The sequence below is a fragment of the Bifidobacterium catenulatum PV20-2 genome (assembly GCF_000800455.1).
Classification (GTDB): Bacteria; Actinomycetota; Actinomycetes; order Actinomycetales; family Bifidobacteriaceae; genus Bifidobacterium; species Bifidobacterium kashiwanohense_A.
The window spans coordinates 2,289,522-2,312,556 of sequence record NZ_CP007456.1 but is presented as its reverse complement, the minus strand read 5'-3'; the positions used below and the strand labels follow the sequence as shown (position 1 = coordinate 2,312,556).

19 protein-coding genes are annotated in these 23,035 nt (G+C 56.2%); 9 read left to right on the top strand and 10 right to left on the bottom strand.

What is annotated here, in order from left to right:
* Nucleotides 1–7 precede the first annotated feature (7 nt).
* Nucleotides 8–643 carry an ABC transporter ATP-binding protein gene (locus AH68_RS09820; protein WP_039199550.1) on the top strand — a complete coding sequence of 212 codons (636 nt, stop codon included), beginning with the start codon at nucleotides 8–10 and terminating at the stop codon, nucleotides 641–643.
* Nucleotides 644–888: 245 nt separating this feature from the next.
* Here AH68_RS09820 and AH68_RS09815 read toward each other — a convergent pair whose 3' ends face one another.
* Nucleotides 889–1,326 (bottom strand): GNAT family N-acetyltransferase, encoded by a 438-nt coding sequence (locus AH68_RS09815; RefSeq protein WP_080755314.1) that lies wholly within the window; start codon nucleotides 1,324–1,326, stop codon nucleotides 889–891.
* Between the two features lie 213 nt (nucleotides 1,327–1,539).
* Between AH68_RS09815 and AH68_RS09810 the strand changes: the two genes are divergently transcribed.
* The 3 genes from AH68_RS09810 to AH68_RS09800 all read left to right on the top strand — a co-directional run bounded on the left by AH68_RS09810 (nucleotide 1,540) and on the right by AH68_RS09800 (nucleotide 5,485).
* Entirely contained in the window at nucleotides 1,540–2,241 is a 702-nt protein-coding gene (locus AH68_RS09810) for a phosphatase PAP2 family protein (protein ID WP_039199549.1), read from the top strand.
* Between the two features lie 264 nt (nucleotides 2,242–2,505).
* The gene (gene gluB / locus AH68_RS09805; RefSeq protein WP_039199547.1) at nucleotides 2,506–4,935 is read left to right on the top strand and encodes a beta-glucosidase GluB; all 2,430 of its coding nucleotides are present in this window, start codon (nucleotides 2,506–2,508) and stop codon (nucleotides 4,933–4,935) included.
* A complete protein-coding gene (locus AH68_RS09800; RefSeq protein ID WP_039199545.1) occupies nucleotides 4,928–5,485 on the top strand; it encodes a GtrA family protein in 558 nt (185 codons plus the stop codon). The genes gluB and AH68_RS09800 overlap by 8 nt, the downstream gene beginning before the upstream one ends.
* Before the next feature lie 244 nt (nucleotides 5,486–5,729).
* Here the strand turns inward: AH68_RS09800 and AH68_RS11135 are convergent, their stop codons facing one another.
* Both AH68_RS11135 and AH68_RS11130 read right to left on the bottom strand, forming a co-directional pair.
* Nucleotides 5,730–6,512 (bottom strand): IS3 family transposase, encoded by a 783-nt coding sequence (locus AH68_RS11135; RefSeq protein ID WP_236682418.1) that lies wholly within the window; start codon nucleotides 6,510–6,512, stop codon nucleotides 5,730–5,732.
* Complete coding sequence (locus AH68_RS11130) at nucleotides 6,466–7,086, bottom strand: helix-turn-helix domain-containing protein (protein WP_236682417.1); 621 nt, start codon at nucleotides 7,084–7,086, stop codon at nucleotides 6,466–6,468. The genes AH68_RS11135 and AH68_RS11130 overlap by 47 nt, the downstream gene beginning before the upstream one ends.
* Before the next feature lie 318 nt (nucleotides 7,087–7,404).
* Here AH68_RS11130 and AH68_RS09790 point away from each other — a divergent pair, with 318 nt between their 5' ends.
* Complete coding sequence (locus AH68_RS09790) at nucleotides 7,405–8,745, top strand: chloride channel protein (protein ID WP_052189226.1); 1,341 nt, start codon at nucleotides 7,405–7,407, stop codon at nucleotides 8,743–8,745.
* Between the two features lie 42 nt (nucleotides 8,746–8,787).
* Here AH68_RS09790 and AH68_RS09785 read toward each other — a convergent pair whose 3' ends face one another.
* Nucleotides 8,788–10,131, bottom strand: coding sequence for a sensor histidine kinase (locus AH68_RS09785; RefSeq protein WP_039200103.1), 1,344 nt, complete (start codon nucleotides 10,129–10,131; stop codon nucleotides 8,788–8,790).
* Nucleotides 10,132–10,220: 89 nt separating this feature from the next.
* Nucleotides 10,221–10,937 (bottom strand): LytR/AlgR family response regulator transcription factor, encoded by a 717-nt coding sequence (locus AH68_RS09780; RefSeq protein WP_039199541.1) that lies wholly within the window; start codon nucleotides 10,935–10,937, stop codon nucleotides 10,221–10,223.
* Between the two features lie 318 nt (nucleotides 10,938–11,255).
* On the opposite strand from AH68_RS09780, the gene AH68_RS09775 reads away from it, so the two are divergent.
* The gene (locus AH68_RS09775; RefSeq protein ID WP_039199539.1) at nucleotides 11,256–12,383 is read left to right on the top strand and encodes an ABC transporter ATP-binding protein; all 1,128 of its coding nucleotides are present in this window, start codon (nucleotides 11,256–11,258) and stop codon (nucleotides 12,381–12,383) included.
* Between the two features lie 383 nt (nucleotides 12,384–12,766).
* The gene (locus tag AH68_RS09770; protein ID WP_039199537.1) at nucleotides 12,767–14,176 is read left to right on the top strand and encodes a DUF4032 domain-containing protein; all 1,410 of its coding nucleotides are present in this window, start codon (nucleotides 12,767–12,769) and stop codon (nucleotides 14,174–14,176) included.
* Nucleotides 14,177–14,354: 178 nt separating this feature from the next.
* Here the strand turns inward: AH68_RS09770 and AH68_RS09765 are convergent, their stop codons facing one another.
* Together AH68_RS09765 and rlmB are read right to left on the bottom strand one after the other, a co-directional pair.
* Nucleotides 14,355–15,659 carry an ATP-binding protein gene (locus AH68_RS09765; protein ID WP_201772596.1) on the bottom strand — a complete coding sequence of 435 codons (1,305 nt, stop codon included), beginning with the start codon at nucleotides 15,657–15,659 and terminating at the stop codon, nucleotides 14,355–14,357.
* Nucleotides 15,660–16,031: 372 nt separating this feature from the next.
* Complete coding sequence (gene rlmB / locus AH68_RS09760; RefSeq protein WP_039199534.1) at nucleotides 16,032–17,033, bottom strand: 23S rRNA (guanosine(2251)-2'-O)-methyltransferase RlmB; 1,002 nt, start codon at nucleotides 17,031–17,033, stop codon at nucleotides 16,032–16,034.
* Nucleotides 17,034–17,100: 67 nt separating this feature from the next.
* Between rlmB and AH68_RS09755 the strand changes: the two genes are divergently transcribed.
* On the top strand, nucleotides 17,101–18,417 hold the full coding sequence (locus AH68_RS09755) for an MDR family MFS transporter (RefSeq protein WP_039199533.1): 1,317 nt from the start codon (nucleotides 17,101–17,103) through the stop codon (nucleotides 18,415–18,417).
* A 134-nt stretch (nucleotides 18,418–18,551) separates the two neighbouring features.
* Here the strand turns inward: AH68_RS09755 and AH68_RS11195 are convergent, their stop codons facing one another.
* The 3 genes from AH68_RS11195 to AH68_RS10675 form a co-directional block, all read right to left on the bottom strand.
* Complete coding sequence (locus AH68_RS11195; protein ID WP_260847255.1) at nucleotides 18,552–18,674, bottom strand: hypothetical protein; 123 nt, start codon at nucleotides 18,672–18,674, stop codon at nucleotides 18,552–18,554.
* 318 nt (nucleotides 18,675–18,992) lie between these two features.
* Nucleotides 18,993–19,913, bottom strand: coding sequence for an HdeD family acid-resistance protein (locus AH68_RS09750; RefSeq protein ID WP_039199532.1), 921 nt, complete (start codon nucleotides 19,911–19,913; stop codon nucleotides 18,993–18,995).
* A gap of 303 nt (nucleotides 19,914–20,216) precedes the next feature.
* Nucleotides 20,217–20,972, bottom strand: a complete 756-nt coding sequence (locus AH68_RS10675) for an IS5 family transposase (RefSeq protein WP_158333003.1) — start codon at nucleotides 20,970–20,972, stop codon at nucleotides 20,217–20,219.
* Between the two features lie 928 nt (nucleotides 20,973–21,900).
* Here AH68_RS10675 and AH68_RS09740 point away from each other — a divergent pair.
* Nucleotides 21,901–23,022, top strand: coding sequence for a LacI family DNA-binding transcriptional regulator (locus AH68_RS09740; RefSeq protein ID WP_052189224.1), 1,122 nt, complete (start codon nucleotides 21,901–21,903; stop codon nucleotides 23,020–23,022).
* The last annotated feature ends 13 nt before the right edge of the window (nucleotides 23,023–23,035 follow it).

Here is a 23,035-nt window from a genome sequence, read left to right as displayed (position 1 = left end):
ATTAATCATGACTATCTGTCTGCAATTGGACCATGTCAATTACTCATATGGCGCGGCAAAGATCCGTGCTCTTTCGGACGTGAACGCAGATTTCGAATCCGGAAAGATGTATGCGATAACCGGCCCATCGGGAGCGGGAAAGAGCACTTTGTTGTCCCTGCTGGCCGGTCTGGATGCCCCCTCTGATGGAGTGGTCCGTTTCGAGGGCGAGGATATAGCTACGACGGGTTATTCAAAGCACCGTCGCGAGCACGTGTCCTTGGTGTTCCAGGACCATAATCTGATCGACTATCTCACTCCCGAAGAGAATCTGCGCCTGGTCAATCCCAAGGCCGATATGAAGATCCTCGAGGATTTGGGACTGAGCCGTGAGGAATCGAAGCGCAACATCATGCACCTGTCGGGCGGACAACGTCAGCGAGTGGCGGTCGGCCGCGCCCTAGTGGCGCCCGGCCGCGCGATTCTGGCGGATGAACCGACTGGCAGCCTGGATCCGGAAATGACTGATGAGGTGATTGATCTTTTGCGGCAGGCCGCTCATCAACTCGGTAAATGCGTCATTGTGGTGACGCATTCCAAGCGTGTCGCCGATTCCGCCGATGCCGTTTACACTCTCAGGCACAAGAAGCTAGCCAAAGCATAGTTCGCTCGCACAGACCGCGTCTTCTGTCCGAATAGCGATTCACCATCGATGGCCTCTCGGACTTCCATCGCGGCAGGGGCCCTCTTGACGCGTGGCTGCTGCGCCACGCGATGAACGCGTTGGGCCGCGGCACCGCCGTCGTTGCCTACGTGTCCATGGGCGGGGCGGCATGCTGCGGCTTCTACTCGCTGTCCGCGAACAACGTGGGCTGAGGCGACGTGCACGGCATCGTGGATGGTTCGTTATTACAACGGCAGTTCCCGATAAACCAAATCGTCACGGACTGCAAAGCCCTGCCGTTCCCAGAAATCGTTGCCGGCATCGTTGTCTGCGGGCACTCCGACAGCGACTTTCGGCAGACCGATCGTACGAAGCGTTTCAACCACACGGCCCACCAACATCGAGCCAATGCCCCTACCGCGCGCGTCGGGGTCAACCGCCGTGTGGTAGATGCGCGACCGTCTTCCGTCGTGGCCGGCAAGAATCGCACCAATGATTCTTCCTCCATCGTCCTCGGCTACGAAACAGGTGTCGGGATTGCGTTTGAGAAACGTCTTTATTGCATCCTTGCAATCGTCTATATCCCTCATAGTGAAACCTGTGCATCGCGTCCACAGTCCGTATACCAGCGGATAATCCTCGATTTTCATATGGCGTATGGTCAGTGCTGTCGGTTCGGTCATATTTCTTGCCTTTCTTTTTGAACGCCAACTTCGATTCTCGCATCGTTCCGGTATTTTCTGTGCGGGTATGCCATATTTGCGTTGCGCGGTCGTTCGTGGCGTGCGTGTCGGGGAAGCCGTGGAAGTACCTTGAAGGACAATCCGTCGTTTTTCGGGGATACACCGGATGTGAACACATGGCAACGGCACGGTGAACTATGCTTAACTGGAATTATGCATATGAAGAACAGAAGGATCGCGAGAGCGGCGGCTGTGGTAATCGCAACCGCCATATTGTGCGGCATTGTGCCTATGATTGGCGTCGCATTGCGCAATTCGGCAATCGCAACAATGCGTGAAACCAATATTTTGCAGGCTTTAGCGGCGCTGCCAGAAGGGTTGCGCGACTGCTCCACGGTACTTGCGTACTTGTTTTCAACGGTAGGCTGCATCGTAATCGTCGCCGCGCTCGCCGCTGTCGATTCGCGTATTACCGGCAGTAGGAGCGTCGTCATCCGCGATGTCGTCGTGTCGGCGGCGCCGATACTGTACGTGACCGGCGTCAAATGGCTGGTCGAACGCCCCCGTCCGATCACGTCCGTTGGCAATGGTCTGTTGCCGGGCGATCCAAGTTTTCCGAGTGGTCACACGGCAGCTGCGGTGATCGTATCGGTCATGATGATTCTTACCGTGCGTAATTTCGCGCGCAAATGCTTCCCCGATGGAGAAGATGGCGGGTGTGCGCACGGAAGACGGGTGTTTCTCCGCAGGACGATCATCGGCGCTGTCGCGCTTGTCGTGGCGGTCGCCTGTTCGCGATTGCTGCTCGGCTTGCACTATCCGACCGACGTGATTATTTCCGCCACCATCTGTCCGCTCATTTCCTACGCCGTATGGTGTGTATGGAACGCATACGAAAGCGCGGCGGAGCGGTAAAAACGTATCTGCCATGTGAGTTCCTTTGATTCCGAAATCAGTTTAGAAATATCCGATTGTGCGGGCAAAACGACAGGTTGTGTAATACAGCGGTAGTGGTGTGACGAAAGCTGGTTCAATCAAACTAGCGGCAAAAACCTGCGTGCGGCACGGCACGATGCGGCGCGGTGCGGCAGCGGGAAATCGCAAGAAAAACAGCGCGAGCTAAGCAGGGCAAGCTTGGCAAAGCGGGTTTGCGACGTGCTTAGTGCAAGGGAGAACCAAATGAAACTCGAAGAACTTTCGGTCGTTGAAAAGGCCGCAATGCTTTCCGGCGGATCCGAATGGGATTCGCGGGGCAACGACCGTGCAGACATCCCCAGCTTCGTGATGAGTGACGGCCCTCACGGTGTGCGCCGCCAGCTCGGCGAAGGTGACCATCTCGGCATTGGCGCATCCAAGCCGGCCACCTGCTTCCCGACCGCAGGAACCGTGGCTAATTCTTGGGATCCGGCGCTCGCCGAAGAAATGGGCGAGGCCCTCGGCAACGAAGCGCACGATCTTGACGTGAACGTGCTGCTCGGCCCGGGCTTGAACATCAAGCGCAACCCGCTGTGCGGACGTAACTTCGAGTACTACTCCGAAGATCCGATTGTCGCCGGACGTATGGCAGCAGGCCTGATTCGCGGCATTCAGAGCAACGGCATTTCCGCATGCCCGAAGCATTTCGCAGTCAACAGCCAGGAGCTGCGCCGTCAGGCCAGCAACTCCGTGGTCGACGAACGCACCATGCGCGAACTGTATTTGACCGGTTTCGAAATCGCAGTGCGCGAAGCCAAGCCGCTGACCATCATGACCTCCTACAACGAGATCAACGGCGTCTACGCGCACGAAAACAAGCATTTACTGCAGGAGATTCTGCGCGACGAATGGGGCTTTGACGGCATGGTCGTCTCCGATTGGGGTGGATCCAACTCCGCGGTCGCAGCAGTCAAGGCCGGTGGTTCTCTGGAAATGCCGTCTCCGGGCTTCACTTCCGTACGTGAGCTGGAAGGTGCGGTCAAGGCTGGAACTTTGTCTGAAGCCGACATCAACGCTCGTGCCGCAGAAGTCGCAAAGATCGCCGCAGCGACCAAGCTGGTCGGCGTCGGACGCAACGACCTGCTCAAGGACGAAGTCGCAGCGGCCCATCATGAGGTGGCACGCAAGGTGGCTGAAGGCTCCAGTGTGCTGTTGAAGAACGATAACGCAACTTTGCCGTTCAAGGCTGGTACTCGCGTGGCCGTGGTTGGCGATATGGCGGCAACCGCACGTTACCAGGGATCCGGCTCCTCCAAGGTGAACGCCACCAAGGAAGAGAACATTCTTGAGGAAGTCAAGAACGCTGAAGGTCTGGTGCTTGCCGGTTACGAGCAGGGCTACGACCGTCAAGGCAAGGCTGATCGCGTGCTTGTGGAAAACGCCGTCGCACTGGCCGGTAAGGATGATGTGGATGTGGTGCTTGCGGTCGTCGGTCTTGATGAGCGTAGCGAATCCGAAGGTCTTGACCGTTCCAGCATGGCGATTCCGCAGGTGCAGAACGATCTGGTTGAGGCGCTGAAGGGTATTGACAAGCCGATCGTGATCGTGCTTGTCGCCGGTTCTCCGGTGGAACTGCCGTGGATCGATGATGTTGCCGCAGTGCTTTACGTGGGTCTGTCCGGTCAGGCCGGTGCTTCCGCAACCGTACGTGCGCTGACCGGCGAAGTCAATCCGTCCGGCCATTTGGCTGAAACCTGGCCGGTGCGTTACGAGGATTGCCCGAGCTCCGGTTGGTATCCGGCAATCGGCCGCGATGCGATCTACCGCGAAGGCCCGTTCGTTGGCTACCGTTATTACGAAACCGCTGGTGTGCCGGTGCGCTTCCCGTTCGGCTATGGCCTGAGCTATTCCAAGTTCACCTACAGCGCCGCAACTGCCGGTGAGAAGGGCGTTGACGTGATGGTCTGCAACGATTCTGACGTTGCCGGTTCGACCGTCGTGCAGCTGTATGTGCGCGGTCCGCAGGGTGGCGTACTGCGCCCCGATCGCGAACTCAAGGGCTTCGCCAAGGTCTCGCTTGCTGCTCATGAAAGCAAGAGCGTGCACATTGATTTCGATCGTTACACCTTCCGTCACTTCGACGTTGCCTGCAACGAATGGAAGACGGAATCCGGCGAGTGGACGCTGATGGTGGGCGACAACGCTGAGCATCTGCCGCTTTCGATTCCACTCACTGTTACCGGTGATATCGAGCCCGCTGCCGCAGATGTTGCGCTCGGACATTACCTCAGCGGTCACGTCAAGGAAGTGACCGATGCTGAAATGGCCGTTCTGTTCGGCCATGAGGTTGCGGCTCCGGGCAAGCCGGTGACGTTCGATGTGAACGATCCGATTATGTCTTGGGTGGATTCAAAGGGCTTCGTGGCGCGTACCGTCGCCAAGACGCTCACCAAGCAGGAAGCCAAGATCCGCCAGAAGACTGGTGCTCCGGACCTTAATACCCTGTTCATCCTGAACATGCCTCCGCGAGCCATGAGCAAGATGACCCAAGGCATGGTCGATTCCGCGATGGTCGACGCCATCGTCAAAATCGCCAACGGCCACACTTTCCGCGGATTGGGCGGCATTATCGCCGGCTTCTTCCGCAACCAATCCGCAAACAAGCGCACTGCAAGGGGGCTGAACAATGACTGATAACAATGCAACGCAGCCGGCCAGGAAGGTCGGTCCAATCCGCCAGTGGATCAAGGATCATCCGAACATCTGGGAATTCATCCTGTTCAACCTGCTGTCGAACATCTCCACCATCACCCGTTTTGTGGTGACGTGGATCGGCACTGCCATCTTCATCAGCGGCATGGGCCTGACTCAGCCGTTCCACTTACTGATCTTCAACTACGACACCCAGGGAAACGGTCTGGGCGGCTTCCTCACCTTCCTGCTTGCCGAGGTGCTCGCCCAGGTGGTGAATTTCTTCGTGCAGATGAAGTGGGTGTTCAAGTCTGACTCCAGCTTCAAGGACGCCGCTTGGAAGTATGTGATTCTCGCCGTGATCATCGTGGTTGTGAACCTCGTGCTGCCGGGCTATGTGACCGGTCTGTGCCAGGGTTGGGGCATGGGCGCTGGCATCGCCGGCACCATCGCTTCCGTGGTCAACACCCTGCTCGCCGTGATCGTGAGCTACCCGTTGCTCAAGTTCTGGGTTATGCCGAAGAGCAAGGACTCCAAGGAGGCCACCAAGTAACCCTTCATAGCTGACTTCCCTTTCTTCCTCTCCTCAACCCGCCCGGTCTTCCTCCTTTTCCCGGGCGGGTTTTCTTATGACTTTTGCTGCTTTCTCGTGATTTCTCAATATCGCAATGCAATCGTCAGCAGTGCTGTCGGCGTAAAATCGAAAGTCAAAACAGCGTAAAATCGAAAATACAATTGGCGTAAAATCGAAAGTGCGGAATGATGAGTGGGGGCTGCGGACGTTTTCTTGGAGATGATCACGCAGCCATTCCTTGGCTCTGACGGTATTGTACCGGACTCATCCAACCGAGTGATTGCTTGATGCGCTCGTGGTTGTACCAGCGGATGTAATCGCCGATCAGGACGAGCACCTCGTCACGGGTACGTTCCTCCCAATGCTCGGGATAGACGGATTCCGTCTTCATCCTGCCGAAGAACCCCTCCGCGGCGGCGTTGTCCGGCGAACAGCCCTTCGCGCTCATCGAGCGCGTCAGGCCGTACCGTTCCATGAGGTCCAGCCATCCGGGCCACCGGTAATGGCAGCCGCGGTCGGAATGCACCAAGGGCTTCGCCCCCTCCGGCAGCGTTTCCGCGGCCTTGACGAGCATCCTGTTGGCGAGCTCCGCGTTGGGGCTGAAACCGGCGGTGTACGCGACGATCCTGCCGTCGTGGCAGTCGATCATCGGCGAGAGGTACACCTTCCCGTCCCGGGCCTTGATCTCGGTGATGTCCGTGAGCCACTTCTCGTTCGGGGACTTGGCGGTGAAGTCGCGGTTGACGAGGTTGTCGGGAGCCGGCGTGGTCTCGCCCTCGTAGGAGCTGTACCTGCGCCTTTTGGGGACATGCGCCGTCAGACCGTCTTCCTTCATGATCCTGCGGATCACCTTCTCCGAGACGCGGGTCCTGAGCGCGGCCTTGACGCGGCGGTACCCGTACCTGCCCTTGGAGGCGGCGAACGCCTCGGCCACTCGGACGCGCAGACCGGCGTATTTGTCAGCCCCGAGCCTGGCGTGGTGGCAGTAGGTGGCTGCTCGGTGCAATGCCGAGCAAGCATGCCATCGAGTTGAGTGAATACGTCGGGCGCAGCCTGTCGATCAGCAGCGTCTTCTCCAGGTTCGACAGGCGCCGCAGGTCGGCGCCTGGGTCTTTTTTTATGACCTCCACCACCTCCCGCATCAACGCGTTCTCCAGCTCCAACTCCTCGACCCTGCGACGCAACGCCTCCGCGTCATCGCAGACGGCTCCGGCGTTCCGGCTTCGTCGCGGCGCTGGCTTGTTGGCCTGGCCGGCGTTCCTGTTCCTGGGTCGCAGCGCGGCCATGCCGCCCTCACGGTACGCCTTGACCCAGTTGTGGACCGCTCCGATGCTCACGCCGAGCTGTCGGGCGGCCTGCTTCTGCTGCATGCCGCCCAGCACCAGTTCGATCGCCTTGGTCCTTGTCTCCAGTGGGATGATGGGTTTGGCCATATGGCCGGCATACCGGGAATCCTTCGCCAGCCAGCGTTCCAGGCACTGCCTGGTCGGGTATCCCAGATGCCTCACCACCTGGGCCGTTGTCATCGGCGTGGTGAAGTACAGCTCCACCGCGCGCTGTCGTTCCTCGGGACTGAACATACGAAAATCCTTTCGTTCGGTCTCCAAGAAAACGTCCGCAGCCCCGTGGTTTAAAAATGGCGGAATATCATCTCGCATTGCGAGACTTCATATGCGTCCGATGAGCTTGGCTGAATCCAGTGAATCAACAGGAAGCGTAAGCCTCGGCAAACTTTTTGAAGGCGAATTTGCACCTTCCAGAAACAAGACGGGCATTATGGATGTGGCTCGGTGGTGCTGCCGATCGCCACGCTTGGGGCGTAACAAATGGACGTTGCGGCAGGTGGGACAATTGGGGGTGGATTGAACGAAGGAGACGGTGTGCAAGGAGTGCGGCAGATGCGGGAATCGCAGGAATCGCAAAAAACACGAGAATCGCAGGAGTCGCAGAATTCTCACGGAACGCAGCCAAAGATTGGCAGAATCCCGGCGTTGATTGCGGCGGTGGTGATTGTGGGAGTGGCCATTGGTGCGGCCGCTGGTCTGCTGACGTTGATGCTGTACGGCGTCGAGCATCTTGCGCTCGGCTATGTTGAGAATTCGCAGGAATCCGGCCCGTTCAACGTTCCTGTGATTCGTCGACTGATTTCCGTGACCGCGGGTGCGGCCATTGCGGCCGTGATTTGGTGGCTGTTGCGTACGCGCAGCACGAGAGTGCCGTCCGTTAAAAAGGCGGTAAATGGCGATATTATGCCGATTTGGCAGACCGTCGTGCATGTGCTGCTGCAGATTTTCATTGTCGGTACGGGCATGTCGATTGGTCGAGAAGTGGCGCCGCGCGAGTTGGGTGCGATGTTCGGTCAACGGTTCGCGCGTTGGGTGCATCTTGATGCGAAAGACACTCGCATGCTGGTGGCGATCACGGCTGCGGCTGGCCTTGCGGGCGTGTATAACGCGCCGCTTGCGGGCACGTTTTTCGCGGTCGAGATTCTGCTCGCCGACATAACCCTCGAAACGGTGACGCTCGCATTCGCCTGTTCCGCGCTGGCTTCGTGGGTGGCGTCGCTGGTCAAGGGCACGCACACGTTCTATTTGATCGGTGAAACCGACGGTTTGTTTACCCCCGATTACATGGCGTTCGCACTGGTTGCCGGCATGATTCTCGGCGTTGCCGGCGCGCTGTTCCGTCGCGGCTCGCAGTGGGCTGAGAAATCCAAGCCGTCGGGCGTTGGCATTCTGTGGATGCTGCCGATCGTTGGCTTGCTGACCGGTGTGGTGGCGATTTGGGTGCCGCAGGTTATGGGCAATGGTCGCGCCACCGCGCAGTTGAGTTTCTCATCCGACGTTGATTTGGCTGTGCTGCCGATTTTGTTGGTTTCATTCCTTGCGAAGGCGATTGTCACACTGTTGACGATCCGTTCCGGCGCTTCCGGCGGTGTGTTGCAACCGGGTATTGCGCTCGGTGCTTCGGGGGGTGCGTTGCTCGGCATTCTGTGGATGCAGGTATTCCACACGAATTCGATTGGCATGTATGCTCTGCTGGGTGCGTGCGCGCTGCTCGCCGCCTCTCAGCAGGCGCCGTTGATGGCGATCTGCCTGGTGATGGAGTTGGCTGACACTCCGATTAACCTGTTCGTGCCAATCGGACTCGCGGTGGCCGTCAGCGCGTTCACCTCCTCCCGTCTGGCCAAACCGCTTGCCGCTTGGCATCTGCCGTGGGTGAAGGCTGTAGATCGTTAGCCTTCGCAGTGCCGGCTCGCAATCCTCACATGGACACCATCCTCACATGGCCATAAGGCCGGTTTTTCGCGGAATGAGAGCGGTCAGCACGAACCAGTGGTCCTCGGTGCGGATCGTCACTTCGCCGCCATACTGTTGCGCGATATGACGAATTGACTTTACGCCGAATCCGTGCCGGTGCTGATCGTCGCGCTTGGTGGTGCGCAAATTGCCTTCCGCATCTTTCTTCAGTCGGGAATCGTAATAATTTTCAACACGGATGACGATAAAGTGATTTTGCTCGTATAACGCAAGTTTGATTAGTCGTTGTTCACGTTTCGGCAGTTTCGACGTCGCTTCGATCGCATTGTCGAGCGCGTTGCCGAACAGCGACGCGATATCCATCGACGACATGCCGCTTAACAGCGATCCGTCCGCGACCGCGGTGAACGTGATTCCGCGATCGGCGCACGTGCGCTCTTTCGTAGTCAGAATAACGTCAAGCACGGGATTTCCCGTATGTTGCTGCGCGCTGTAGCGCTGCACGGATTTCTCCAATTGCTCGAAGCCGGCTGCGGCATGCTTTGGATCGACTTCGGCACGCAATGCGGTGATTTGATGCTTCAGATCGTGCGCAAGGCGGCCTAACGATTCGATGTTTTCCTTCGATTGCAGATATTCCTGATGCTGGCTTTCCAGTTGCGCGTTGATCGACGCGAGTTCCGTATTCGCTTCGATGCGGCGCACCTGCTCCTGCTGTGCATACAGAATCGCGAAACCGCAGAAATCAACCAGCGTGCGAATGTAGAAGATCTCCTGGCCGACCGAACCGGAAAACGGTGTGTTCGTCGATACGAAACTCAAATTGCTCATGGCGAATGTGACGATCATGATGGCCATCGTCGCAATCGCGGCGGAAGCGGTCGGCAAAGTCGGCGCGGTCTGGCTGAAATTGCCGCGTTCAACCAGCCAAGCCAAACTGAAGCACAATGCATACGTAACGACCAGCAGCGCGATCGCACGCCAATCGTAATCGGTGAAACCATCGCGCATGCCAATGAACGTAACGATCTGCCAATGTAGTGACGCTACTAATTCCGCCAACACGAACGCGCGCGCCGTAATGTACAGGCCCTCGCGCTTGCCGGTGCCCGCGCCAAGCAGAATCGTCGCATACATGCAGGCGAAGGCGAGCAGCATGCCGATAATCCAAAACCAGATCGGCATACTGCCGTCAAAATACTGCACTGCAGTCAGCAGCAGCAGCCCGGCCGCGCTGACGATGATCGACCGCTGGAGTGGAACGCGCCGATACAGCACCGCGATATACACCATACAGGCGGCCCATTCGCAGATCGCCGTATATGAACGGGGAATGTCGGGCAGGGCATTGGTGATCGGCGTCATCGACGGCACCGAAAGCACGGTTACCACAGCGGAAGACACGAAAGGTGCGTTTGCCAATCCGGCCAGCATATTCGGCAATACTGTGCCGATCACCTGCCACCTCCCATATAGTCAGTCAGTGCGGCCATGAACGCCTTCTTGCGTGGGCGGCTCACGCGCAGCTGCTCACCATTCGACATCACGCAATCCTGGTCGGCAACGCCCGTCACATGCTTGAGGTTCACCAGATAGCAGGAATTCGAGCGGAAGAAATGATGGTCGGCAAGCTTGGCTTCCATGTCTTTGAGCGTTCCGTTGATCGACAGTTTGCCTTCCAGCGTGTGGATGACGATGGTGTGCCGAATCGATTCAAGATACAGAATGTCGGCAAGATTCAGACGCATCTGCCCGTTGCCGGTTTCGATGAGCATGGAATCGTCGCCATTGCGTCGCACCATGTCGATCGATTTCTTGAGCTCCTGCGAAAACGCGAACCACGGTAGAGGTTTAAGCAAGTACGACAACGCACGCACCTCATACCCGCTGATTGCATACTGCGGGGCAGCGGTGATGAACACGATCACGACTTTGTCATCGCGCTCGCGGATGCGTCTCGCGGCGGCCATGCCGTCCATTTCGCTCATCTCGATGTCGAGCAGTAAAATATCGTAAACGGGGGTATATTTTTCTACGATTCGCGCACCGTCGTCGAATACGGAAACGGTAAATTGCTCGCCATTTTCCTGTTGATATCGATTGAGATAGTCGAGCACCAGCTGGCAGCTTGCGGGATCGTCCTCGACCACGCCGATTCTAATATTGCGCATTGCAACCTCCCTGTTCCGTCTTTCGCTCCGCACCATTGTCTTGCATGATGACGATAAATTCGTGTATCTACTATGCCGTTAGCCCCCTTTTGTCAGCGTAGGTAAACAGTGCGACTCGCGACACGCGTTGACAGTTTTAGTGTTGTATGTATCATGGAACGTGGCTCAACGAAGAGAACCTTCGCCAAACCAAAGAAATAAATTAACGCTTTAAATTGTGGCTTTGTCGAAGTTGTAAGCCGCAAGGCGAGGCACCGGAAGAAATCCCTTTACAACGGATCGTGAGGCACGTACCTGCCTCTGAAAGGATGACAAATCATGGCAGAAGTCGTATTCGACCATGTTACTCGTATCTACCCGGGCAACGATAAGCCGTCGGTGGATGATTTGAATATGGACATCAAGGACGGCGAGTTCCTGGTGCTGGTTGGCCCGTCTGGCTGCGGCAAGTCCACTACTCTGCGTATGCTCGCTGGCCTTGAAGAGGTCAACAAGGGCCGCATCCTCATCGGTGGCAAGGACGTCACCACGATGCAACCGAAGGACCGCGACATCGCAATGGTGTTCCAGAACTACGCTCTGTACCCGCACATGACCGTGGCTGACAACATGGGCTTCGCTCTGAAGATCGCCGGCACCCCGAAGGAAGAGATTCGCAAGCGCGTCGAGAAGGCCGCTGAGATCCTCGACCTGACCGAGTACCTTGATCGTAAGCCGAAGGCTCTGTCCGGTGGCCAGCGTCAGCGTGTGGCTATGGGTCGTGCAATCGTCCGTGAGCCGAAGGTCTTCCTCATGGATGAGCCTCTGTCCAACCTCGATGCCAAGCTCCGCGTGCAGACCCGTACCCAGATCGCTGCTCTGCAGCGCCAGCTGGGCGTTACCACCCTGTACGTGACCCACGATCAGACCGAAGCTCTGACCATGGGCGACCGCATCGCCGTCATCAAGCTCGGCGTCCTGCAGCAGGTCGGCGCCCCGACCGAGCTGTACGATCGTCCGGCCAACGTCTTCGTCGCTGGCTTCATCGGCTCCCCGTCGATGAACATCAACACCCACCCGGTGGTCAACGGCAAGGCAAAGATCGGCGAAGACACCGTGGATCTGCCGGCTGAGGCTGTCAACAAGCTCACCGCTGAAGACAACAGCCAGATCGTTGTCGGCTTCCGTCCGGAAGACGCTTCCTTGGCTGCCCCGGATGACGCCAATGCCTTCTCCCTCAAGGTCATGAACGTTGAGGATCTGGGCTCCGATGGTTATATCTACGGCAACATCATCACCGATGGCTCCGCTGCTGAGGCATCCACCATGATGTCCGACCAGAACAAGCTCACCACGATCCGCGTGAACCCGCGTGCTCTCCCGAAGGTCGGCGATACCGTCAAGATCAAGATCGACCCGTCCAAGATGCACCTGTTCGCTCCGTCGACCGAGCTGCGTCTGAACTGAGCTGATACCGAGTAACCAACCGTTGGCTGTTTCTTCAGGGGAATATCCTTTGCGGAAATCGGCTGGCGGGTGGCTGAATATAAACTTGGCGGAAGCGCGAACTTCCGTCAACCATTAAACGAGACGTACTCTTCCTCTCTTACCGTCTCGTTGGAGAAGCCCCGCGTTGGTGCGGGGCTTCTTTTGTTGTATCTGTAATAGTGAGATTTGTTTTCCTGTAGTGAGATTTCGTTATTGAGATTGCAATGGTGAGATCTCAAATGAAATGTGATATTGAAATTTCAATGATGATCATCGCATATCGATGAATGAAATATCGGCAGGTGAAACGGATTCGTCCATACTTGCTTCTTCGGGTAGGTCAACAGGTAAATTGTTGATTTATGGAATCTCTTGAATTGCCACAGATGGATCCCCGTGTGCTGAAAGCAACTTCCGTGAAGGCTGAAGATCCGGCCGCCTCATCTCCGGAGCCGCAGGCGCTGAAAATCACCGCCGCAAGCTCGAATCCGAAGATGTTCACCCTGCCGTGGGAAAAGCCGCTGGCTACTTGGCCGGAAGACCTGCTGGCCAATCTTCCGCGTGGTATTTCCAGGCACGTGGTGCGTTTCGTGCACGTGGGCGACGAAGTGTACGCCATGAAGGAAATCACGCGCAATGTGGCGGAACGAGAATACGAGCTGCTGCGTCGCCTGCAGAAGCTGGAACTGCCGACCGTGCAGCCGATCGCCGTGGTCACGGGCCGTCATAGCCGTGAAGGTGAGCCGCTGGAAGCGATTCTTGTTACCAAGCATTTGAAGTTCTCACTGCCGTATCGTGCGCTGTTCGCGCGTAATCTGCGCCCTGATACTGCGGAACGACTGATCGACGCACTGGCTGTGCTGATGGTGCGCTTGCATTTGGCCGGCTTCTATTGGGGCGATGTGTCGCTGTCGAACGTGTTGTTCCTGCGTGATGCCTATGCGTTCTCCGCATTTTTGGTTGATGCGGAAACCGGTGATCTGCAGATTAATTTGACGGAAGGCCAGCGCGAATACGATGTTGATTTGGCTCGTACGAACATTATTGGCGAATTGATGGATCTTTCGTCCGGTTCGCTGCTGCCGAGCGGTGTTGATGAGATTGAGATCGGCAACCGTTTGGTGGATCGTTATCATTCGCTATGGAGCGCGCTGACTGATACCGACAAGTTCGGTCCGGATGAGATGTGGAAGATTGAGAAGCGCGTTAACAAGCTGAATGAGCTTGGTTTTGATGTGGATGAGCTGGAAATGAAGACCGCCGAAGATGGCAAGCGCGTGCTGGTGCGTCCGCGTGTGGTCGATGCCGGTTATGCGAATCGTAAGCTGCTGCGTTTGACTGGTCTTGATGTGCAGGAGAATCAGGCTCGTCGACTTCTCAACGATTTGGATGCCTACCGTGCTTCCACATGGCGTGATGGTGAGGATCTTGAGATTGTTGCCACCGATTGGATGCGTGAAGTGTTCGAGCCGACCGTGCGCATGATTCCGCGCGAATACCGTTCGCAGATCGAACCGGCACAGTTCTTCCATGAGGTGCTTGACCACCGTTGGTTCCTGGCCGAGAGTGCTGGTCATGATGTGCCGATGGCTGAGGCTGTGCAAAGCTATGTGGACAAGGTGCTTCCGCAGTACAAGCTCACCACGAAGGATGTGGCCGCCCTGAACGCCGAAGCCGATTCCGGTGTGATTGACGACGAATACACCTATGACGATCCTGACGACGGCTACAACCCCGACGACGATCCCGACGCAGCTGTATGGGCACATTGATAGAAAAAGCTCCAGTGGAGCTTTTCCAATGTGCCCTGAGACGAGGCGATAGCCGAGTCGAAGGCAGTATTGAGCCTGCGGCGTAGCCGCAGTCAAAAATTGCAGGGCCGAGCCGTTAAGCGGAGGACTATTAAATCCTCCGCTTTTTGCTACCCCTCTCGACCCTCACTTTCAAAACTCAAAAAATATTTGACTTTTGAAAGTGAGGGAGGAAGAAATCTCGGGCACTGACAATCGCAATACCGTCAATATCGGTGCCGTACGAACCTTTTCTTACGACTATCATCTTAGGAAATTCTTCCTGTAGTGACTTGAGCGGTGCGACTTCGCGCTCGCGTGTGGTCGAACTTTCCATCTCATCAGTGACCTGAATGTACAGTCGTTTATCGTCTTTCACTGCAATGAAATCGATTTCTTTGCCATAGAGTGCGCCGACATGCACTGTGTATCCTCTGTACAGAAGTTGCAGATACACGGCATTTTCAAAAACGTGGCCAATGTCGGTCATGCGATAGCCGCCGAGGTAGGATCGGAGTCCTAAATCCACGATGTACTCTTTTGGATTGGTGCGTAACATGGATTTGCCGTGCAGATCGTAACGCGTAGCGCGGTAGAACAAGTATGCTTCGTTCAAGGCGGATATGTAGGATCCGGTGGTGACGTGTGATGTTTTCGATCCTGCTGAGGTGAGTGTGTCTGCGATTTTCTTCGCGGAGATCGGATTGCCTATGCTGTCGGCAAGATAGTTGGCGACATTACGTAATAATTCGGGATTTGATACGCGACTTTGGTCTCTGTTACGCTCGCGGTTCACGATATCTCGTGTGGCAACGGCGTCATACAAGCTTGACATATAAGTCGAGTGCATGCGTTGCGTGGTATTCAATGAGGCTATGGCGGGCATACCACCATAGATGAGATATCGTTCGAATAAATCGTCGAAGAGGACTGGCTGTCCGTCGGCATCCAACGCGACTGTTTTGCCGGGGGCGAATGAAATCGAGCAGAAGTCCAAATATTCTTCGAATGCGAGCGGCATCATTTTCACTTCCACGTACCGTCCGGAAAGATAGGTGGATAGTTCGCTTGAAAGCAGGTATGCGTTTGATCCGGTGAGGTAGATGTCGCAGTCCAAGTCGACTCGCAGTGCGTTCACGGCATTTTGCCAACCGGTGATGCGTTGCGGCTCGTCAAGGAAGATGTAGGTGCGGCCTGCTGTGCTGGCGCGGTCATGGAAATATGAGTAAAGTTCTTCGACGGTGTTGACCGGGCAGGCCATGCTTTCGAGGTTGAGCTCGACGAAGGCGCGGCCGGGTACTTGTTCTGCTTCGATGGTTCTGCGGATGAGTCTGAGCAGACTTGATTTGCCGCAACGTCGGACACCGGTTATTACTTTGATTAAATCCGTGTCTCGGAAAAGGAGCGCTTCGTTAAGATACCGCGTTCTAGACTTCAATGTATCCATAGTTGCAGAACCGTTCACTTTCAAAACTCAAAAAATATTTGACTTCTGAAAGTGTATCATCCGTAGCTATATGAGTATTAATTAACAATGCACTTTCGTTGAAAAATAGCGCTTTTTATGTAATGATTGTTTATATACAGGGGTTTATGTGAAAGAGTCTCACTTTCAAAACTCAAAAAATATTTGACTTTTGAAAGTGAGACATGTACTGCGAGAGAGCGATGGTGGGAGAGTAGATCTGCAGAAGCGCAGGATCAATCCAAGTACAGACTTGCATAACAAATGAGCGGATAATCCGTATGGACTATCCGCTCATAATCATTTCAGACGTGCTGCTTTGCCGTGTTTGCTTCCGCAGTTTCGCTGTGCTTGCTGTTGCTTTGCGCGTTATTACTTCGCGTTGGCGGCGGCACCGGCCTCACGACGGGCTCGTGCGACGGAATACAGCGTGATGCCGGCCGCGACGGAAGCGTTCAGTGATTCAACCATGTTCGACATTGGGATGCCGGCGATGGAATCGCATGCCTCGCGTACGAGACGGCTCAGGCCGTTGCCTTCGGAACCGAGCACTACGACCAGCGGATCGGTTTCGAAACCGGTTTCGCCAACGAGGGCGTCGCCGCCACCGTCGAGACCAACGCTGTAGTAGCCGCGTTCCTTCAGGCTTTCAATGGCTTTGGTGAGGTTCACCACGCGGGCGACCGGCATGTGTGCGGCAGCTCCTGCGGACACCTTCCAAGCGGCTGCGGTGACCGAAGCGGAACGACGTTCCGGCAGAATCACGCCGTTCGCGCCGAATGCGGCCGCGGAACGGATGACCGCGCCCAGGTTCTGCGGATCGGTAACGCCGTCAAGCGCGATGAATAGCGGACGTGCCGCAATGCGTGCGCTTGTGGAGTTGGCCGCTTCCATGGCGCGGGACTTCTTGTCAGCGCGTTCCACCAGCTCGGCGAGCGAGGAATACTGGAACGGCTGCGCCTTCATCACCACGCCTTGATGGTTGGAGGAGCGTGCGATACGATCCATTTCCAAACGGTCGGCTTCCATGAGGTTCAGTCCATGAATGCCGGCGAGACGAATGATTTCGCGCGTGCGGTCATCATGTTCGATGCGCGCGGCCACATACAGCGTGCTTGCGGGCACACCGCAACGCAGCGCCTCGAGCACGGCATTGCGGCCGATGACGAGATCATCGGATTCCGAGCTGAACTTTGCCACGCGACGGCGTGCTGCCAGCCGCGGATCCGCCATCTTACGGCGATTAGTGGCCTGCTTTTCCTTGTAAGCCTTGTGATACACGCGGTCTTCGGCCTTGGGAGTCGGTCCCTTGCCTCTCAGCGAGTTACGATGCTTTCCACCCGACCCCTTGGTCGGTCCTTTTTTCATTGCCATAGTTGTCCATTCTCCCAGCACCCCGGGAAAATCGGCTGCTTCGCTCCTAGCCGATATGATGGATGGAATGGAGAAAAGAAGAGAGATTTTTGGTTTGCCCGTCATGTTCTGGGGTTTGTGGGTCACGTTGCTCATCCTGTGGATGGGCCGTTTCGTCACATCGTTCCTTTCCATGTATCTTGTTTCCGACATGCATGTGAGCGCGGGCGTGGCCGGCACCATCGTTTCCATGTACGGTTTCGGTGGCATTTTCGGCTGCCTGTACGGTGGCGCGTTGTCTGACCGATTCGGGCGGCCCGCGATGATTGTCATCGGCAACTTGGGTTCCGCCGCGATGCTGGTTTTGCTGGCTTTTATCGGCGATCCTTGGATTATGGCGATTGCGTTGCTGATATACGGTGTGATTTCCTCCATGCCGACGCCCGCGGTCGCGGCGTACGTTTCCGACGTTGTTCCGTTCCGCAAGCAGAAGCGCGCGTATTCGTTGCAGACGTGGGCTGCGAATTTTGGTTTTGCGATCGGGCCGATCATCGCCAACCAGCTTGTCAAGATTTCCTATTCGCTGATGTTCTATGTGGAAGCGGCGGTGCTGGTGTTCGCCACGTTGCTGATGATGGTGTTCTTCAAGGAAGCCGGATTGGGTGTGCGCGTTGCCGGACGGTTTGTGAAACGTGTCGTGAAACAACCTGTGGAACAACCGTCAGAACCATCCGTGAAACAACCTGTGGAACGTTCTGAAACTTCGCAAACTACCCAATCGCAACAATTCTCCATCTGGCGTAGCTATCGTCGCGCGTGCGCCGACAAAGCACTTATGTCGATGGTGGTGCTGATGTTCCTGTACACGCTGGCGTATTTCCAGATCGTCAGCGGCCTGCCGATCTCCATGACGCAGATTGGGCTCGGCACAGACGAATATTCCAGCCTGCTGACCATCAACGGTGGCATTCTGTGCTTGCTGCAGATTCCCGCGATCGCGTTGTTTCAGCGGATGAGCAATACCCGTGTGCTGGTGCTTGGCATGTCCATCACGGCGGTTGGTTACGCGTTCCAAATCTGCGCCGATTCGTGGGTGACATTTGCGATTGCAACCGTGTTGTGGACGCTCGGCGAGCTTGGCACGTTCCCGATTGCCGCCACGACGGTGGCGAACATCGCGCCGAAGGATGTGCGCGGCACGTATCAGGGCCTGTACAACCTGGTGTGGTCGCTGTCTAATGCGTTCTCGCCTCTTGTCGGAGGTTGGATTCTGAACGCGTTCGGCAGCCACATGCTGTGGACCTGTTGCACGGTGATGTTCGTGATTGTGGCGATTGGTTTCTATGTGACGCGCGGTCCCCGCGAACGTGCCGCAGCCCGTAATCTCGCTGTTGAGGAGGGGTAGCCGGCGTACGTGAAAAGCGGGAGGCCGCGATTCCGTTTGAAACCGCGGCCTCCCGCTATGTGATTTAAGGATTGGAAAGAAGAGGGGCGAGGTGCTGTGGCGCCTGCGCCTTGTCTCCCGTCTAGGAAACGGTCTTACTTGTTGAGGACCTTCTTGAAGAGGTCAGCGGAAGCCTTGGCGAGAGCGAACTGGCCGAAACCCGGATCGATGGAGGCGAGGTTGGCGTTGATGATCTGATCGAAAGTGTTGTTCTTCATGATGTTTCCTTTCACTTGGCTTGGCGGCACGTCTTTTCTTCTTGTCATTCCTCTGGCCGCTGCCGTAAGTCTGTATTGTGTTTGTCTTTTTTCTTCGTTCTTCTGTTGTGCCTTCATTCTAAGCCAAGCAAACCATTAATGTCATGCGACGATCGTCACTTCTTTTGTAAAATCATCGGCTAATCTTGAAGAAAAAGTAATAACCTGTGAAAGCAAACGACAGCAGACGCGAAGAAGAAAGGAAAGGGCACCGAGCTGTTGCTTGGTGCCCTTGGGAAAACAGAGATAATCAGACTTTACGGCCTGCGCCGCGAAAAATTACTTGCGATTGGGCTTGCCGAACGTGAATGCGCGCACGATCGCGACGATGCCGATTACCACAAGCGCGCATCCGCCGAACAGAATCAGCCAGGTCGTGGAGCTGATGGGGGAGAACAGCACGATGAAGCCGGCGACAATCGACAGCAGCGCGTAAATCACAGCCCATGCGGAGCTTGGCATGCGCCACGATTCCACGAGCGCCATCACGCCTTCCAACATCCAGCCAAGGCCGACCACCATGGTGACGAGCACGGCAAGCGTGGCTCCGGAAAGCGCCGCGTTCTTCAACATGACCACACCGCCGACAGACAGCATCAGGCCGATCAGAATGTCAAGCACGCGCCATCCGCCCGGAAGCCCGAGTTCCACGATTGCGGTCACAATGCGGACCACGCCTGAAACCACGAAGTATGCGCCGAGTGCGATCGCGGCAACTTTCAGCGTGGCTCCCGGCCAGATCAGCAGTGCCAGTCCGAGGATGATGGCGGCGATGCCGAGTATTGCGTAGGTGCCGCGGATCGCGTTCTTCGCCTTCTTCGGCAGCCATTCTTCCGCAAGTTTGAACGGGCTGATCGGCTGCCAATTGCCGGTTCCTGGCTGGCGGTTCTGCTGTCCGTATTGCTGTCCGTACGGTTGACCGGTGCTGTAGCTCGCGTAGAAGAAGCCATTCTGGTTCGGGTTTTGGTTGGCGTATGGACCGCCGAAGTAGCGTGGGGTCTGCGGTTCGTTCTGATATGGATTGCCTGAATTGCCCGAATTGTTGGGATTGCCGCTCTGCTGCTGGCCTTGCGATTGCTGATTTGGCGCGTATGCTCCATATTCCGGCTGGCCTTGCGGCTGCTGTCCGTTGCTGCCGTTCTGATTCGGATTGTTTGTGTTTGGATCGTTCGCATACGGGTTGTTCATTGCGTCGCTCATGACGGCCCCTTTCCTTGAAGAGCTTGCTTCGTGACGTTCGGACGAGCATGAATGTGTTCGCCTGCGCTCAAACGTTTCGGAAGCCCTACCCCTTATTCTAGGCAATCTGTCTAATTTAAGCCATCAACAAAATCCCCCTCATCGTCCATTTTGCAGGGGTGTACCTCACGATTTCATTTTCATCAAGAAAAAATGAATCGTGAAGTTAAATTTGTCGAATCATGCGACGAAAATATCAAATTGTGCGACGATTTGTCGGAATCATGCGACATTCAGCCCAATCGTGCGGCAACTAGGGTGTGTTTACACTAGTTGGTTTTTGGCTGTGTTTTTCAGGTAGATGGCGATGCGGATGAGCTGGAGGTTGGTGAGGAAGGTCTCGTCGAGCCTGTCGTAGCGGGTGGCGGCCTTGCGGTAGTGCTTCATGCGGTTGAAGACGCGTTCGACCATGTTCCGCCCCTTGTACGTCTCCCTGGCGCAATCCCATGGGGCCGTACGGTTCCTCTTGGGCGGCACGACCGGCGTCAGGCCGAACGACTCGGCCAGCAGCCGGGTGGAATCCCCCTCGTACGCGCGGTCCATGAGCAGGTGCGTGCCCATGAACGCGCCGAGCGCGGCCATCGAGCGGCGCCCGTGGGCCGCGTCGTGCTCGTTGCCCGGGCTCAGATGGATCTCGACGACCGTGCTCTCGCTGTCGGATGCCACGTGAACTTTGGTGTTCCGCCCTCCCCGGGAGACGCTGACTGACCGGGAGCCTCCTTTTCCGGCGCCCCGGCCGCGTGCTGGTGGACCTTCACGCTCGTGGAGTCCATGGCGGACACCCGGATCTCCACCCCGATGATCCGCTCCTCCTGCAATGCCGTGAACAGGCGCTCTATCGCGCCGTTCCTGGACCAGCGGTTGAACCGCCGGTAAGACGGTGATCCACTTGCCGTAGCACTCCGGCAGGTCCCTCCACGGGGCTCCCGTGCGGCACATCCGCGGCAGGGCGTTGACGAACGTGTGGTTGTCGACCGCCACGTTGCCGCGCTGGCGCGGCAACAGATGTGCGATCCTCATGAACTGGTCAAGCGTGATGTCATGCCTCGGCGTACACATGCAATTATCACGCAAAACTTAAATAGTGTAAGCACATCCTGGTTGCTGCGGTGATTTGTCTTACTTCTTGAATTGCTTTTCTGCTATGGGGGGGGCTGGTTATTTTGCAGTTGCTTGATTGCAGAAGCATCTTCGGAAACTTGCGGAGACGAAACCGAAACGGTCGGTGTGTAGATGCTTTTGCGGACGGGAGTTGCGCAAGGCGAAGCTTTGTGCGTATACAGTGCTGCGCGATGACGTGCTTTGAAGTCGGCAGGGGAGAACGTTTTGTTGTTGGCGATCAGCGGCTGATACGTACCTGTAGCGAACGGCAGTTGAGGGTGCTTGACATATGAAGGTGCAGAGGCGTGAACAGCGGAATGTACGTATCGCATTGTCGCTTCCGTTGAGGCGCAACTCCTGAAAATGGGGAATTACGGGCACACCGAATCGTCACCCATACTAGTGCGCTCGTTTGGACGATTGAATGTCCTATAAGCAACTGGAAGGTGTCTGGACGGTGAACGTGTCAGTCTTCGATGTCGTTGACGTAGGGACGCAGCTTGGCGAGGAGTGCTTCGGAGTCAGTCGTGGCGGATTCGTAGAGCAAAAGCATCGATGCCGTCGTACTCGTGCCGATGGATTGGAACCGGACGCTTGGACTGGGAACGAAGGTGCCGTCCGAACTGAGTAATATGTGATTCCTGCTACTTGTACAGGGATCAGCCACCTCTTCGTCGGTTGAATCGCGCAGCATAAACGTTGCAGAAGCTAGCCCGCATGGTAGATTCAACGCCCACCGAGTGCTAATGGTGGGCGTTGAATCTAAATAGACAAAAGGCCATTGTAGGGTGGTTGTGAGCGAATACGGCTATTGCTCTTACATAGCAAATCGCAAAGGAGCATATGGATGGGTATCAAAGATGTTGCCGCGAGGGCTGGCGTGTCCATTAGTACAGTGTCGTACGTGATGAGCGGTAAGCGAACCATCAGCAAGGAGACTCGCGATAAGGTTATGCAGGCCGCTGCGGACTTGGGGTATCGGTCCAAGTCGCAGAAGACTCGGGGCGCTGACGACAGGCGTCTCAATGATACAGTGGTGGGAGATAGGTCAACTGGTACTGCAGCTGATGTAAGCAGAACCGGGTGGCGAACTCGTCCACGAACCAAAGTGTTGGCGGTAAGCTCTCCTGTTCATTCGTACACCGATTATTCGAATTATGCGCAGTTCTTCTTTGGATTGGCTACCAGCGCCAGGCAGCATGGATATGATCTGATGTTGCTTATGCATGAGTCTGGTGGTGCCGAAATGCGCCGCGTAGCCAATAACAATATGGCCGATGGCATTCTGTTGTTGGATGTACTGATGGACGACTCGCGCGCCGAAGTTGCCAAATCTATCGACCTGCCGGTTGTCTCAGTTGGTTACCCTGAAAATTGCGGCAGCGTCTACTGCGTTGATCTTGATTTTGCTCGTATGGCTCGTGAGGTAGTCGAACGCGCCTATGAACTTGGTCATCGTCATCTGCTGTTTGTGGGCGCTAACGCATCTGCGTACCGTGCCGGCTCGAACTTCCTCGTCCGATTCCGCGATGCATTGTTGGAGCGTGCGAAGGTGTTGGGAATGTCAGTCGTGTTCAAGTGCGCCGCCATCGGCGACCTTCATGAGGCGGGATGTATACTTGATGACTCCTTCGCGGAGGATCCTAAGATTTCATTCATTGTTGGTCAGACCAGTGCGGCGCAGATAGGTAATATGCAGACAGTGCTTCGTCACATGGGCAAGAGCATTCCAGCTGATATTTCGATGCTTGCTGCCGGAACGTGTGGTGGCGTGATGCAGTTGCCGCAACCAGTTGACGAGATTCCGTTGTCGCCGGCAAGCGTCTGTTTGAGGGCGATTGACCTTATGCTGGAAGTAATCGAAGGTGAGCGCAACGGTTCCGGTTATGTCGAGTTGTTGCCTTATGAATACCAGGCGAGAGGGACGGTGGCTTCCAGTGTGTGCGGGAACGTAGCTGCGTTTCGCTAATCGAAATTTCGAT

Excerpts from the sequence above, each read along its gene's own strand:
- AH68_RS09800 (WP_039199545.1), top strand. The coding sequence starts at position 4,928 with ATGACTGATAACAATGCAACGCAGCCGGCCAGGAAGGTCGGTCCAATC.
- rlmB (WP_039199534.1), bottom strand. The coding sequence starts at position 17,033 with ATGGCAATGAAAAAAGGACCGACCAAGGGGTCGGGTGGAAAGCATCGT.
- AH68_RS11195 (WP_260847255.1), bottom strand. The coding sequence starts at position 18,674 with ATGAAGAACAACACTTTCGATCAGATCATCAACGCCAACCTCGCCTCC.
- AH68_RS09810 (WP_039199549.1), top strand. The coding sequence starts at position 1,540 with ATGCATATGAAGAACAGAAGGATCGCGAGAGCGGCGGCTGTGGTAATC.
- gluB (WP_039199547.1), top strand. The coding sequence starts at position 2,506 with ATGAAACTCGAAGAACTTTCGGTCGTTGAAAAGGCCGCAATGCTTTCC.
- AH68_RS09815 (WP_080755314.1), bottom strand. The coding sequence starts at position 1,326 with ATGACCGAACCGACAGCACTGACCATACGCCATATGAAAATCGAGGAT.
- AH68_RS09775 (WP_039199539.1), top strand. The coding sequence starts at position 11,256 with ATGGCAGAAGTCGTATTCGACCATGTTACTCGTATCTACCCGGGCAAC.
- AH68_RS09785 (WP_039200103.1), bottom strand. The coding sequence starts at position 10,131 with ATGACGCCGATCACCAATGCCCTGCCCGACATTCCCCGTTCATATACG.
- AH68_RS10675 (WP_158333003.1), bottom strand. The coding sequence starts at position 20,972 with ATGAGGATCGCACATCTGTTGCCGCGCCAGCGCGGCAACGTGGCGGTC.
- AH68_RS09770 (WP_039199537.1), top strand. The coding sequence starts at position 12,767 with ATGGAATCTCTTGAATTGCCACAGATGGATCCCCGTGTGCTGAAAGCA.
- AH68_RS11130 (WP_236682417.1), bottom strand. The coding sequence starts at position 7,086 with ATGTTCAGTCCCGAGGAACGACAGCGCGCGGTGGAGCTGTACTTCACC.
- AH68_RS09740 (WP_052189224.1), top strand. The coding sequence starts at position 21,901 with ATGGGTATCAAAGATGTTGCCGCGAGGGCTGGCGTGTCCATTAGTACA.
- AH68_RS09750 (WP_039199532.1), bottom strand. The coding sequence starts at position 19,913 with ATGAGCGACGCAATGAACAACCCGTATGCGAACGATCCAAACACAAAC.
- AH68_RS09790 (WP_052189226.1), top strand. The coding sequence starts at position 7,405 with ATGCGGGAATCGCAGGAATCGCAAAAAACACGAGAATCGCAGGAGTCG.
- AH68_RS09755 (WP_039199533.1), top strand. The coding sequence starts at position 17,101 with ATGGAGAAAAGAAGAGAGATTTTTGGTTTGCCCGTCATGTTCTGGGGT.
- AH68_RS09780 (WP_039199541.1), bottom strand. The coding sequence starts at position 10,937 with ATGCGCAATATTAGAATCGGCGTGGTCGAGGACGATCCCGCAAGCTGC.
- AH68_RS09820 (WP_039199550.1), top strand. The coding sequence starts at position 8 with ATGACTATCTGTCTGCAATTGGACCATGTCAATTACTCATATGGCGCG.